The sequence below is a fragment of the Thiohalophilus sp. genome (assembly GCF_034522235.1).
Lineage (GTDB): Bacteria > Pseudomonadota > Gammaproteobacteria > UBA6429 > Thiohalophilaceae > Thiohalophilus.
Genome location: NZ_JAXHLN010000003.1, coordinates 2,002,158 through 2,014,958 on the forward strand (window position 1 = coordinate 2,002,158; position 12,801 = coordinate 2,014,958).

At 57.6% G+C, this 12,801-nt stretch carries 15 protein-coding genes, 2 tRNA genes and 1 pseudogene; 11 read left to right on the forward strand and 7 right to left on the reverse strand.

All coding sequences use genetic code 11. The features are described from left to right. Nucleotides 1-41 precede the first annotated feature (41 nt). From hypE to hypD, 7 genes and pseudogenes are all read left to right on the forward strand, one after another. The gene (gene hypE, locus U5J94_RS12740; RefSeq protein ID WP_416224225.1) at nucleotides 42-1,052 is read left to right on the forward strand and encodes a hydrogenase expression/formation protein HypE; all 1,011 of its coding nucleotides are present in this window, start codon (nucleotides 42-44) and stop codon (nucleotides 1,050-1,052) included. Between the two features lie 18 nt (nucleotides 1,053-1,070). Beyond that, a pseudogene (locus U5J94_RS15360) lies at nucleotides 1,071-1,166 on the forward strand (nickel-dependent hydrogenase large subunit); the annotation flags it as partial. Nucleotides 1,167-1,184: 18 nt separating this feature from the next. Further along, complete coding sequence (locus U5J94_RS12745) at nucleotides 1,185-1,415, forward strand: HupE/UreJ family protein (RefSeq protein WP_322566003.1); 231 nt, start codon at nucleotides 1,185-1,187, stop codon at nucleotides 1,413-1,415. A 3-nt stretch (nucleotides 1,416-1,418) separates the two neighbouring features. Continuing rightward, nucleotides 1,419-1,661 (forward strand): HypC/HybG/HupF family hydrogenase formation chaperone, encoded by a 243-nt coding sequence (locus U5J94_RS12750; protein ID WP_322566004.1) that lies wholly within the window; start codon nucleotides 1,419-1,421, stop codon nucleotides 1,659-1,661. Next, nucleotides 1,654-2,028, forward strand: coding sequence for a hydrogenase maturation nickel metallochaperone HypA (gene hypA, locus U5J94_RS12755; RefSeq protein ID WP_322566005.1), 375 nt, complete (start codon nucleotides 1,654-1,656; stop codon nucleotides 2,026-2,028). The genes U5J94_RS12750 and hypA overlap by 8 nt, the downstream gene beginning before the upstream one ends. A 146-nt stretch (nucleotides 2,029-2,174) precedes the next feature. Beyond that, a complete protein-coding gene (gene hypB / locus U5J94_RS12760) occupies nucleotides 2,175-3,005 on the forward strand; it encodes a hydrogenase nickel incorporation protein HypB (protein WP_322566006.1) in 831 nt (276 codons plus the stop codon). A gap of 15 nt (nucleotides 3,006-3,020) precedes the next feature. After that, nucleotides 3,021-4,115: a hydrogenase formation protein HypD gene (gene hypD / locus U5J94_RS12765; protein ID WP_322566007.1), complete on the forward strand. Its 1,095-nt coding sequence runs from the start codon at nucleotides 3,021-3,023 to the stop codon at nucleotides 4,113-4,115. A 107-nt stretch (nucleotides 4,116-4,222) separates the two neighbouring features. On the opposite strand, the gene U5J94_RS12770 is transcribed toward hypD, so the two are convergent. The 3 genes from U5J94_RS12770 to U5J94_RS12780 form a co-directional block, all read right to left on the reverse strand. Continuing rightward, the gene (locus U5J94_RS12770; protein WP_322566008.1) at nucleotides 4,223-4,771 is read right to left on the reverse strand and encodes a Spy/CpxP family protein refolding chaperone; all 549 of its coding nucleotides are present in this window, start codon (nucleotides 4,769-4,771) and stop codon (nucleotides 4,223-4,225) included. Between the two features lie 292 nt (nucleotides 4,772-5,063). Then, nucleotides 5,064-5,139, reverse strand: a tRNA-His gene (locus U5J94_RS12775). A 583-nt stretch (nucleotides 5,140-5,722) separates the two neighbouring features. After that, nucleotides 5,723-5,799, reverse strand: a tRNA-Pro gene (locus U5J94_RS12780). A gap of 143 nt (nucleotides 5,800-5,942) precedes the next feature. Here U5J94_RS12780 and folD point away from each other — a divergent pair. Continuing rightward, on the forward strand, nucleotides 5,943-6,800 hold the full coding sequence (folD, locus tag U5J94_RS12785) for a bifunctional methylenetetrahydrofolate dehydrogenase/methenyltetrahydrofolate cyclohydrolase FolD (RefSeq protein ID WP_322566009.1): 858 nt from the start codon (nucleotides 5,943-5,945) through the stop codon (nucleotides 6,798-6,800). Between the two features lie 173 nt (nucleotides 6,801-6,973). On the opposite strand, the gene U5J94_RS12790 is transcribed toward folD, so the two are convergent. Both U5J94_RS12790 and cysS read right to left on the reverse strand, forming a co-directional pair. Further along, nucleotides 6,974-7,600: a hypothetical protein gene (locus U5J94_RS12790; protein WP_322566010.1), complete on the reverse strand. Its 627-nt coding sequence runs from the start codon at nucleotides 7,598-7,600 to the stop codon at nucleotides 6,974-6,976. A 53-nt stretch (nucleotides 7,601-7,653) separates the two neighbouring features. Then, nucleotides 7,654-9,042: a cysteine--tRNA ligase gene (gene cysS / locus U5J94_RS12795; protein WP_322566011.1), complete on the reverse strand. Its 1,389-nt coding sequence runs from the start codon at nucleotides 9,040-9,042 to the stop codon at nucleotides 7,654-7,656. Nucleotides 9,043-9,206: 164 nt separating this feature from the next. On the opposite strand from cysS, the gene U5J94_RS12800 reads away from it, so the two are divergent. Genes U5J94_RS12800 through U5J94_RS12810 form a run of 3 tightly spaced genes read left to right on the forward strand, consistent with a single transcriptional unit; the run spans nucleotide 9,207 to nucleotide 11,038 of the window. Next, nucleotides 9,207-9,806, forward strand: a complete 600-nt coding sequence (locus tag U5J94_RS12800) for a peptidylprolyl isomerase (protein ID WP_416224179.1) — start codon at nucleotides 9,207-9,209, stop codon at nucleotides 9,804-9,806. A gap of 13 nt (nucleotides 9,807-9,819) precedes the next feature. After that, nucleotides 9,820-10,311: a peptidylprolyl isomerase gene (locus tag U5J94_RS12805; protein ID WP_322566012.1), complete on the forward strand. Its 492-nt coding sequence runs from the start codon at nucleotides 9,820-9,822 to the stop codon at nucleotides 10,309-10,311. Nucleotides 10,312-10,318: 7 nt separating this feature from the next. After that, nucleotides 10,319-11,038 carry a UDP-2,3-diacylglucosamine diphosphatase gene (locus U5J94_RS12810; protein ID WP_322566013.1) on the forward strand — a complete coding sequence of 240 codons (720 nt, stop codon included), beginning with the start codon at nucleotides 10,319-10,321 and terminating at the stop codon, nucleotides 11,036-11,038. Nucleotides 11,039-11,180: 142 nt separating this feature from the next. Here the strand turns inward: U5J94_RS12810 and U5J94_RS12815 are convergent, their stop codons facing one another. Together U5J94_RS12815 and U5J94_RS12820 are read right to left on the reverse strand one after the other, a co-directional pair. Further along, nucleotides 11,181-11,936, reverse strand: a complete 756-nt coding sequence (locus U5J94_RS12815) for a hypothetical protein (protein WP_322566014.1) — start codon at nucleotides 11,934-11,936, stop codon at nucleotides 11,181-11,183. Beyond that, a complete protein-coding gene (locus U5J94_RS12820; protein WP_322566015.1) occupies nucleotides 11,936-12,775 on the reverse strand; it encodes a ferritin-like domain-containing protein in 840 nt (279 codons plus the stop codon). The genes U5J94_RS12815 and U5J94_RS12820 overlap by 1 nt, the downstream gene beginning before the upstream one ends. Between the last annotated feature and the right edge of the window lie 26 nt (nucleotides 12,776-12,801).

The following is a 12,801-nucleotide window of genomic DNA, read 5'->3' on the forward strand; positions in this document are numbered from 1 at the left end:
GTTTTCGTCTCTGCGGTGAAAAATTCAATTCCATGAGCAAGCTGACTGACACGCACATTTCCCTCGCCCATGGCAATGGCGGCCGGCTGATGCGCGAGTTGATCGAAGAATTGATTGCTGGCTGTCTCGGCAATCGGCTGCTGGATTTTGAAAATGATGCGGCCGGTATCGACATGGCATGTGACGATGCCGAATTACTCATCACCACCGACGGCTTTACGGTCAAGCCGCTGGAATTCCCGGGCGGCAATATCGGGTCGCTGGCAGTACACGGTACGATCAACGATCTGGCGGTCAGCGGCGCGATTCCCCATTACCTGACCTTGAACCTGTTTATCGAAGAAGGGCTCGAGGTGGCGTTATTGCAACGCCTGCTCAACAGCCTGGCCGGTGCCGCCCGTGACGCCGACGTGCGCATCGCCTGCGGCGATACCAAGGTGGTGCCGCGCGGCGAAGGCAGCGGCGTCTATTTTGCCACCACCGGCGTCGGTCTGCGAACGCGTTCGTTACAACTGGGTATGTCCCGTATCCAGCCGGAAGACACGATCCTCGTCAGCGGGCCGGTCGGGGACCACGGGATTGCCGTGATGCTGGCCCGCGAACAGTTCGGTCTGCGCGGCGAGGTCCGTTCCGATGCGGCCAGTGTCCTGCCCCTGGCGCAGGCCGCCACCGAACTGGGCGGCCTGCGTTATATGCGCGATCCCACCCGTGGCGGGCTGGCGACGGTACTGCATGAGATCCAGCGCGCCACCGGACTGGGAATACGGGTCCAGGAGTCCCGCATTCCGGTCCGCGAACCGGTCCGATCGGTCTGCGAGATGCTCGGCTACGATCCCTATTATCTGGCCTGTGAAGGGCGCATCGTTGCCGTTATCCCCAATGAACAGGCTCAGGCTTTACTGGATGCCTGGCAGCCGCTTCCCGGCGGTGAGCAGGCCGCCATTATCGGGCAGCTGAGTCGCGACGACCCCGGCGTGGTGCTGGAAACCGAACTGGGTGGTGAGCGCATGCTCGAGGAACTGGAGGACGATCCCCTGCCGCGAATCTGTTAGCCGGGCACGCCCTGCGGATTGCGCACCATCCACAGCTTCGATCCCTGTATTGCCTGTGCCGTACATGTGACCGATACTGAGGGAGACGAGCTGGTCAAGATCAAAGTCGTCTGACAGGAAGGAGAGTAAACCATGTCACGTATTCTCACTACAGGTTTGTTATCCAGTGGCGGACTGTTATTCGCCAATTACGGAGTTGCTCACCCCGCGGCCGACCACAGCATGTCTTTTACACAAGGCCTGTTGCACCTGCTCAGCCAGCCGGATCATCTTCTGATGATACTCGGGGCCGGCGTGTTCGCGATGTTGATGCTGAAAAGCCTTGTCGCTCGCCGGGCCGCGCGCAAGCGCCGGGACCAGTAGCCCATGTGCCTGGGCATTCCGATGCAGATTGTGGAAATCAACGGTTTTAACGCCCGTTGCGAAGCCAAAGGCGTGGAACGGGATGTCAGCCTGTTCATGCTGCAGGATGACGCGGTCAAGCCCGGCGATTATGTGATGGTGCACGTGGGCTACGCGATTCAGAAGATCAGCGAACAGGATGCCCGTTCCAGCTGGGAGCTGTTCGACGAAATCCTCGCCGCCGAGGCGGTGCAGAACGATGCATGAACTGTCGGTCTGCCAGAGCCTGCTCGGCCAGATCGAACTGACGGCCCGGCAGCACCATGCCAGTCGTGTGCACCGGGTGAGTCTTAAGATCGGTCCCCTGTCGGGGGTCGAGCCGCAGTTGCTGCAACAGGCCTTTCCCATCGCCGTGGCGGGCAGTATTGCCGAAACCGCGACGCTGGATATTGAACTGCTACCCATTCGTCTGGAATGCCGGCAATGTGGCGCCGAATCCGAGGCAGCCGCGGCCAATCAACTGATTTGCGGACAATGCGGTCACTGGCAAACGCGCCTGCTCAGCGGCGATGAAATGTTACTGGCGAGCCTGGAACTGGACCGACCGACCGATGAACAGACTGTTAATGGTTAACAAAACAATACTCACCACCAGGACACAAAGGCACCAAGAAAAATTTATATAAAAGCCCGACATAAAAATATCTTTATGTTTGTTTAAATCTTGGTGTCTTGGTGTCTTGGTGGTTTAGCTTTAGAACTTTTCCAAAAGGAGGCGATATGTGTGATACCTGCGGCTGCAATGTAACAAACGGTAACCGGCATCTGCTGCAGCCGGCCGGCAAGCTGGAAAAAACCGCCGACGGCAAGTCAGCGGTGACGGTACTGCAAAGCCTGTTGTCGGAAAACGATCACCAGGCCCTGCACAATCGTCAGCACTTTGATCAACACGGGGTGCTGGCCATCAACCTGATGTCCTCCCCCGGCAGCGGCAAGACCGCCCTGCTCGAAGCCACCATCGACGCCCTCGCCGGCCGTTACCGCATTGCGGTCATCGAAGGGGACCTGGAAACCGAGAACGATGCCGAGCGCATCCGCGCCAGAGGCGTCACGGCGATCCAGATCGCCACCGGCAGCGCCTGTCACCTGGATGCCCACATGGTGCACGATGCCCTGCACCGGCTGAACCTGGCCGATTATGATCTGGTATTTATCGAAAACGTCGGCAACCTGGTCTGCCCCGCCAGTTTCGATCTGGGCCATCACCACAACATCACCCTGCTTTCGGTGACCGAAGGCGACGACAAGCCAGCCAAGTACCCGATCATGTTTCGCGCCGCCGATCTGATGCTGTTGACCAAGACCGATCTGCTCGCGGTACTGGATGATTTTGAACCGCAAAAGGCCGAACAGTGCCTGCGGCAACTGGCCAATCCGGCGCCCATGCTGTCACTGTCGGCCACCCGGCAACAGGGCCTGGAAGCGTGGTTCGACTGGCTGGATGATGCCATTGCCTCCCACCGCCAGCGGCTTGAACAGGGCGAAACGGTCTTGCCCAAAATCCAGTCGGACGGTGCCCGGTGGCACACCGGCGAAGCGGGCCATCCCTGAGGTCGACAACCGCTGATGAGCCTCGACGCGCGACAATGGCTGCAACAGATCCGGCAACTGCCCTTGCCGAAGAAAATGCGCATCATGAATGTCTGCGGCGGGCACGAGCGTTCGATCACCCAGGCCGGCCTGCGCAGCGCCCTGCCCGACAACATCGAATTGATTCCCGGTCCCGGTTGTCCGGTCTGCGTTTGCCCCGAAGAAGATGTCTATGAAGCCATCCAGATTGCCCTGAACGAGAATGTTATTCTGCTGGCCTTCGGCGATATGTTGCGCGTCCCGGTCAATGTCCGCAAAAGCGAAGCGCGCTCACTGGAACAGGCCCGGGCCCGCGGCGCCGATATTCGCCCGGTAGCCTCGCCCACCGACGTGGTCCGGATCGCCAGAGAGCATCCCAACAAAGAGGTGGTGTTCTTTGCCGCCGGCTTTGAAACCACCACCGCGCCGGTCGCCGCGATGCTGGCCGAAGGCGTGCCGGCCAATCTGCTGTTACTGCTTTCGGGGCGACTGACCTGGCCGGCGGTGGCCATGCTGCTGAACTCGGAAGACCCCGGTTTTGATTGCCTGGTGGCACCGGGCCACGTGGCCACGGTCATGGGCTCGGAAGAATGGCGCTTTGTCGTCGAACAGCACAACATTCCGGCGGCCGTGGCCGGTTTCAACAACGAAAGCCTGCTGGCCGCCTTTTATTCGACGCTGCGCCAGTTACTGGAGGACAAGCCGTTTCTGGATAACTGCTATCCCGAACTGGTCACCGAACAGGGCAACCGCCACGCCAAACAGCACCTGTACAACGTCATGCAAGTCACCGACGCCAACTGGCGCGGGATCGGCACCATTCCGTTATCCGGTTTTGGTCTGAAAGACGCCTATCAAGCACATGATGCGCGGCAAAAATACGCCGGCTACCAGGATGACGCCCGCAAGCGGGCCGGCGAGATGCCACCGGGCTGCGACTGTGCGCGGGTGGTACTGGGCAAGATCTATCCCACCGAATGCAAACTGTACGGCGCCGCCTGCACCCCCCGCAATCCGATCGGTCCGTGCATGGTCTCCGACGAAGGTGCCTGCCGGATCTGGTGGAGCAACGTGAGAAAACCCGCTGCCTGAAAAACCGTAGGCTCGATCAAGCACAGCGGTATCGGGCATTCCTCGGGTTGCCGGACACCGCTGCACTCAGTCCGGCCTACTCACTTTCCGCAGCCGGGATCCGGCTACTACTCCAGCATCATCCCCCGCCCCCGGTATTGGCGCAGTTGCTCACGCTGCTCATCGGTCAGTTTGCCCATCATCTTGTTGCGGGCCTCCAGGCGGTCCATAAACATCTGTTTACGCAGTTTAGCCATCTTGTCGTAGATTTTACCTGCTGCAGCCGGGTCGGGATTCTCCGTCTGCATGACATCCTGCAGCTGATGGCGTAACTCCATCATCTCGCCCATTCGCTCCCAGTTTTGCTTTTGCATATCCCGCTGCATCTGGCGAATCGTATCGCGCTGGCTGTCATCAAGATCCAGCTGCATCATCGGTCCCATACCGCCCATCATGCCGTGGCCATTCATCATGCCCATGCCACCCATCATTCCCTGGCCGCCCATCATGTCCATGCCACCCATCATTCCGCGTTGCTGCATCATACGATTCTGATAATCATCGTCATCCATCTGACCCATCATGCCCATGCCCGAACCGCCATGCGCGCTGACGGGCACGGAGAACGACAAAGTCAGGCAAAATGCCAATACGCTTAATAATCTCGGATAGTTCATATTCCACTCCTCCTGGCTGATTTAACAGTGCATCCTGTCACGTTAAAGCGAAGCAGATTTCTGTCCTGTGTCAATGCACGGATCAAATAGAAAAACATTATTATCGTTTATTCCAGAACGGGGAATTACCCATGTTATTTGTCAGATACGTCTGCCTAAATAAGTGTTCCGAATGCTCGATCGCTTTGGTTTTAAACGGTACTGGTATTCGGAATACTTATTCAGGTATCAAGGAAGGCGAAGGAATATGAAAAAAACGGGCCGTCTTGAACAAGACAGCCCGCGGGTCAGATGGGGTGGCTGATGGGAATCGAACCCACGACAACAGGAGCCACAATCCTGCACTCTACCAACTGAGCTACAGCCACCATAGAACAACAGTATCTAGATTCTAGTTACTAGCCGCTAGAACCCGGGTATTTTGGCGCGCCCGGCAGGACTGACTCGGGGCTCCTGCCCCTCACCCTGCGGGCGTCGCTCCGCGACGTCCAAATCGGCTATCCCTGCCGATTTGTCGAACCTGCCTGATTTATACGCAGGTTCTCGTCCTTACCTCTAACACGCGATGAAGTCATATGCGACCTCCATCCCATTGCTTTGGGCATTTGGCGCGCCCGGCAGGACTCGAACCTGCTACCCTCGGCTTAGCTTACCCGCTACAGCTTTCGCTGCCGGAAATCGCTTCCGTTTGGGGTCTGGACCATCTCTTCACCGTCTCAGGTGCCGCACGTATGGCCTCTACGGATCCCGGTGATTTTATCACATTGCCCAGAGGGCGAACCACCGGTTTCCTCGGGATTGCCATCAGCCTGACCTGTTAAGGTTTCCCCGATACAGTGCGATCCACTCTGCAGGTTCGGTTTCCCTGCAAAGGCTCCTGGTTCGTCATTTCAGACGAGGCTTAAAGGCCGATGCTCTATCCGGATGAGCTACGGGCGCAAAGCTTGATTCTGGTCGGGGAAGAGGGATTTGAACCCCCGACATCCTGCTCCCAAAGCAGGCGCGCTACCAGGCTGCGCTATTCCCCGTGTAAGGGCGGCGATAATACGCACCCGGGCAATGCAGGTCAATGAAATTGCTGTCATTTTCACCGAATGCTTGGCCTTACGCCGCTATCATGCGATCATAACAGGGTTTTAAATCCCAGAAACCCGAATTCGGACAGGTTTGCATGACAGCTCAGATTATCGATGGCAAGGCCCTCGCCGCACAGCGGCGCCAGTTGATAAAACAGCAAGTGGATGCCCGGCTGGAGGTCGAGAAGCGGGCCCCCGGGCTGGCTGTCATTCTGCTGGGAAATGACCCGGCCTCGGAAGTCTATGTGCGTAACAAGCGCAAGGGTTGCGAAGAAGCCGGGATCCACTCCTATGCCTATGACCTGCCCATCGATACGGAACAGGATCGACTGCTGACCCTGATCGATGAGCTGAACGCCAATCCGGTTGTGGACGGAATTCTGGTCCAGATGCCCCTGCCCCCGCATATCGATCAGGAAACTGTCATCGAACGCATCAAGCCCGACAAGGATGTGGACGGCTTTCACCCTTACAACATCGGGCGCCTGGCGGTACGCATGCCGGTCCTGCGCCCGTGCACCCCGCGCGGGGTGATCGCCATGCTGGAGAGCACCGGCCAGCCGATCAAGGGCCAGGACACACTGGTCGTCGGCGCCTCCAACCACGTCGGCCGCCCGATGGCGCTGGAGCTGCTACTGGCCGGCGCCACGGTGACGGTCTGCCACCGTTTTACCCAAAATCTGGCAGACAAAGTGCGCGAGGCGGAGATTGTGGTGGTGGCCGTCGGAAAACCGGGCGTCGTCGACGGCGACTGGATCAAACCCGGGGCCACCGTGATCGATGTGGGTATCAACCGCACCGAGGACGGCAAGCTGATCGGGGATGTCGATTTTGCCAGCGCCAGCCAGCGCGCCGCCTGGATCAGCCCGGTACCCGGCGGGGTCGGCCCCATGACCGTGGCGATGCTGTTGCAGAACACGGTCGACGCCTGTAATAACTTCCACGATCATTGATGCCCTTCGGGCAGTACCTGGTATCTGTATTGCCGGACACCGCTTTGCTATGTCCGGCCTACTTCTGTGTCGAATTCAGATTCGGATCGATATCAGTATTGTTCGGTGTATTCAGTGCTTCGGTGGGAATTTAGCCGATTTTTAATGCAATTTCAGGCCGTGGTTCCTGGCACTTACTGAGGCTCGAGGTACTTGCCCGGCTTCTCAGGCAGGCCTGCGAAGCAGCGTCGGTAAACAGGGGTTTGCTGCAATTCGCTATCTTCCTCGACGCTTCCAAAAACCGATCCCAAATCAACCAGCAATTCTACTGGCTCACCCTCGTGCGTTCCGGTACACCGTTCCACATTCAGATCTCCCGAGGCATCGAAGCTGCGAAATGCGTGCAGACCATTATTGTAGGCATGGAAACTCACCAGGGTCTGGGTCGGTGCGTTATGGTATTCGGGCAGGTAGGCGGCGGTATAATCGCGCACGACGCGGCCCTGATCATCGCGGATAAAGACCTCGATGACATGCAGGTCACCGGTTTCCTTCTCCCACTGCACCCGGCTGATCAGCTTGCCGCTGTGGTAATAGGACTCTTCCCGATAGAAATCCGGCAGGTGCGCATAGCCCCCGCTGTCGGTTTCACGTTTTACCGGCAGTTCATCGATCAGTTTGTTGTGTAGTGCCAGCGTCTGATCCGCGAAGCGGTTCCACGTCCGGATATGCGTCTCGTCTTCCCCGAGCGACTGGCTGAAAGTCGCATTACTGTATAACAGCATCAGCCCTATGAACAGGAGCAGTTTATGTTGATGCACAGTCACCTCCTTACCACGGGTTCGATCTATTTGTCGGAGTTGACGTCGTAAACTTACACACGTCGCCAGGTGGTGCCGCCGGGGCCATCTTCCAGGATCACCCCCTGTTCGCGCAACAGATCCCGGATCCGGTCACTCTCCGCCCAGTCCTTGTTGGCCCGCGCCTCGGTGCGCTGCTGGATCAGTGCCTCGATGGCCGCGCTGTCCGGGCCCTCGCCGGCACTCTCGCCCTGCAAGAAGGCCTCCGGCGACTGCTCCAGGAGGCCCAGCAGCGCACCGAGATACTTGAGGGTAGCGACCGCCTGTCGCGCGGCAGCCGGATCAGTCTGTTTATTGATCTCATGGGCCAGTTCGAACAGGATGACCTGCGCTTCGGGTGTATTGAAATCATCATCCATTGCCGCGCGAAAACGTTCCACATAGCTCGTATCGCCGCTGATCGCCGGCGCCACATCGTCGAAACCCCGCAAAGCCGTGTACAGGGTGGTCAGCGCCGCCTTGGCGTTATCCAGATGTTGATCCGAATAATTCAACGGGCTGCGATAATGGCTGGAGAGAATAAAGTAGCGCAGGACTTCCGGCGCATACTGTTGCAACACATCGCGGATGGTAAAAAAGTTGCCCAGCGACTTGGACATTTTCTCTTCATCAACGCGCACAAAGCCGTTGTGCATCCAGACATTGACGAAGGTCTCACCGGTTGCCGCCTCGGACTGGGCAATTTCATTTTCGTGATGGGGAAACTGCAGATCCAGTCCGCCGCCGTGAATATCAAAATGGTGACCGAGGCAATGGGTGGACATAGCCGAACACTCGATATGCCAGCCGGGACGCCCCTTGCCCCAGGGTGAATCCCAGGCCGGCTCGTCCGCCTTGGCCGCCTTCCAGAGCACGAAATCGAGCGGATCCTGCTTGGCTTCATCCACGGCAATACGCTCGCCGGCGCGCAGATCCTCAATGTGCTTGCCCGAAAGGCGTCCATAATGCTCGAACCGGCTGACATCATAATAGACATCGCCGTTATCGGCGGCATAGGCGTACCCCTTGTCCACCAGGGTGCCAATCATGTCGATAATCTGCTGCATGTGCCCGGTGGCACGCGGCTCCTGGTTTGGATGCAGCACCCCCAGCGCCTCGGCATCGCGGTTCATCTCATCGATATAGCGCCCGGTCAGACTGTCGATGCCTTCATCATTTTCCCTGGCGCGCTGGATGATCTTGTCGTCGATATCGGTAATATTGCGCACATAGGTGACATGGTCGCTCCCGAACACTTCGCACAGATAACGATAAACCACATCGAACACCACCATCACCCGGGCATGACCGATGTGACACATGTCATACACCGTCATCCCACAGACATACATCCGGACATCGGCCGGATCGATCGGCTTGAAGGGTTCCTTGCGTTTGCTCAGATTGTTATGAATTTGCAGCATTTGACTCGCTCGTTCCACTGGCGCCGGCCTCATGCGCCCGGCCAGCGCGTAGGGTACCGGAATTCAGCACTCCAGACAAAATTCGACCACCGTTTTCGGCCTTTTACCCGCCCGGCAAACCGATTATCATAGGCACTTGTGCAACAACCATGGAAAGCTTGTCTATGAAACATCTCCTGCTCTGGCTCAAACTGTCATTGTTGCTGATCCCGCTCAGCGCCTTTGGCCAGGAATCCACACCCCGGGTTGAAATGCAAACCAGCATGGGCACCATCGTCCTGGAGCTGAACGCGGAAAAAGCCCCCAAAACTGTTGCCAATTTTCTCCAGTATGTGGAAGAAAATTTTTACGACAATACCCTTTTTCACCGTGTTATCGATGACTTCATGATCCAGGGCGGCGGATTTACCCCGGGTTACGAACGCAAGCAAACCCATCCCCCCATTATCAACGAAGCGGATAACGGGCTGAAAAACAAAACCGGTACCCTCGCCATGGCGCGTACGGCCGATCCGCATTCCGCCACCGCCCAGTTCTTTATTAATGTGGCCGATAACGACTTTCTCGACCACAGCGCCAAGACGCCGCGCGGTTGGGGCTACGCCGTATTCGGCAAAGTGATCAAGGGCATGGACGTGGTAAACAAGATTAAAGCCACATCCACCGGTCCCGGCGGTCCGTTCCCCAAGGACGTTCCGCGCACACCGGTCATCATTAAACAGGTTACGCTGCTCAACCCGGCGCAATCCGCCTCTTCCGAATAAAGGAACCTGATTTATGGTCAAGTTGCATACCAACAAAGGCACGATTGTGCTGGAACTCAATGCCGAGAAGGCCCCCGGGACCGTGGAAAACTTCCTCAACTATGCCCGGGAAGGCTTTTACGACGGAACGATTTTCCACCGTGTGATTGACGGTTTCATGGTCCAGGGTGGCGGCATGGAGCCGGGCATGCGTGAGAAAAAAAGTCACGCTCCCATTCAGAATGAAGCCAACAACGGCCTGCCCAACGAACGCGGCACCGTGGCCATGGCGCGTACGCCGGATCCCCATTCCGCCTCATCACAGTTCTTCATCAACGTCTCCGACAACGACTTTCTGAACTTTCGCTCCGAAACACCGGACGGCTGGGGCTATTGTGTCTTCGCCAAAGTGACCGAGGGCATGGATGTGGTGGATGAAATCCGTAAGGTCGATACAGGCTCTTTCGGTCATCACCAGGATGTGCCCAAAGAGGATATCGTGATCGAGCGGGTGGAAGTCGAATAAGCCCGGCATGGCCACCCTGTTCATCTCGGATCTGCATCTCAGCGGTGAACGCCCGGCGATCACCCGGCTGTTCATCGAGTTTCTGCAGACCCGCGCGCCTCGGGCCCAGGCGCTGTATATTCTCGGCGATCTGTTCGAGGTCTGGCTCGGGGACGACATGATCCTGTCCGAGTACCAGGAGGCGCTGCAAGCCATGCAGCAGCTCTCCCGGCAGGTCCCGTTGTACGTCATGTACGGCAACCGGGATTTTCTCATGGGCGAGGAATTCTGTCGGCAGAGCGGCGCAACGCTGCTGCCTGAACCGAGCACCATCAACCTCTACGGCACACCGACTTTGCTGCTGCACGGCGACATTCTCTGCACCGACGATCGCCCCTACCAGGAGTTTCGGCGCATGGTGCGTGATCCACAGTGGCAGAAAGCTCTGCTGGCCAAATCCCCCGAACAGCGCCTGGCCCTGGCAAAAGAATATCGTGAAACCAGCCAGATCGAGACCGGCAGCAAGGATGAGGCGATCATGGATGTCAATCCCGAGGCCGTAGCGCAGACCCTGCGCCATCACAACCTGTTACAGATGATCCATGGCCATACGCATCGCCCGGCCATCCATGAGTTCGAACTGGACGGCCAGGCGGCACGACGTATCGTACTGGGTGACTGGTATGAACAGGGTAGCGTACTGGTATGTGATGAAAGTGGCTGCTCTCTGGAAGGTTTACCCCTTTAAGCGCTCAACTATTTACCACAGAGGGCACAGAGAAGATTTCTTCTGTAGTAGCGTTTAACAGACAGAACGTTTCGCATAATCCAATGGTCTGTTGTTCATTGAATCCTCTGTGACCTCTGTGGTGAAAAGCTTGTCCGTTGGCTTAATGTTCCCCGCCGGTAACTTTGCCCTCGCGCATCTCCTGAACGGAAAAATGGCGGTAATCCTGTGGCAGTTCAAACAGCGCGGGATCCGGTTCGTAGTCTTCAGTATAATCGACCAGCGTGCGGCCATCGCCATCGACGCTCCACTCCTGGATCGGGAAACCGTGTTTCAGATGCCGCCCGGCGGCAAAAGTACTCATCGACATATCACAGGCGTCGTGCAAATCGGCGGGGATATTGTTGAAGGTCACCTTGCTGTCATCGGCCAGGATGGCGGTAAACGCCTGCATGGCGTCGACCACATCCGGCATCAAACCCTTGACGGCCACCACGTTGTAACAGACATCGCCGTCAGCACTGAACTCGTAATGCAGCGGTTCCATGCCCTGTATCGACGGCGCATCTTCCAGAGTCCCCAGATTGTGCTCCTCCAGCTCAAGTTCCATCGGCGGTTCCAGTTCAATCGCCTGGCTCTTCAATGACATCACCGTGCGATCGTCATCGTTTACGCTGTAGATTGTATTGCTGTTGCGATTAAACAGGATAAAACTGGTTGAACCTTCCCCATCATCGAAGCGCATGAACTTATTGGTCACAATCAACCGGGTCGGATAGGGCTCGGCATGTTTTGCGTATTCGACAAAATCAATCTTGACCGACGTCTGTTTTTGCGGCGACGTCTGTTCTGCGTTGTTACAACCGCCCAGCAACGCCAGAGCGGCCAGACCGGTTATTACTGCTTTGTACTGCAACATCATCCTGCCCCTTCGATGTAATCGAGTTCTGCTTCGGAAAAGCCGGCCTCAAGGCGCGAAGCCCTGTCCAGTGGCCCCCGGCCACCACCCGGCATGTATTGATTGAATAATTCCCGGAATGTGGCTTCCGGTTCAAGTTCTCGCTGTTCACACAAATAACGAAACCAGCGTGAGCCGATGGCCACGTGTCCTACCTCGTCGCGCTGGATAATGCGTAACAGATCCACGGCGTTATCATCGCCGTTTTGCTCCAGCTTGCGCATGATACCCGGCGTCACATCCAGGCCACGCGCTTCCAGCACCCGCGGCACCAGTGCCATGCGCACCAGCGGATCATGGGCGGTCTGCAGACACATTTCCCACAACCCGTTGTGCGCCGGAAAATCGCCGTAATCGTGACCCAGATGACGCAGATGATCGCGCAGCAGGCTGAAATGGTACGCCTCCTCGCGCGCGACCTTGATCCAGTCAGTGTAATAGGCCTTCGGTAATTCACGAAACCGGTACACCGCATCCCAGGCCAGGTTAATGGCATTGAATTCGATATGGCAAATGGAATGGATCAGCGCCGCCCGGCCAACGTCACTGGCCGTACTACGGGCCGGCAGATCCCGTGGCGCCACCAGCTCGGGTCGCGCCGGACGCCCCGGCTCCGAGAGCAATACACTCTTGTCACCGGCTTCGTAACCTAACGCCCCCGCCTGCCAGGCCGCCGATACCGCCCGTGTCTGCTGCAGTTTAGTATCGGGATCCGGGACACGCAGACAGGCCTCGGCTTCATCAAAAACAGAGGGCCGAGGGACGAGGGCCGAGTTACGAGGCGTATCCGGGTGGTTCATGGCGAGTATTGTAACAGCCTGCCCAA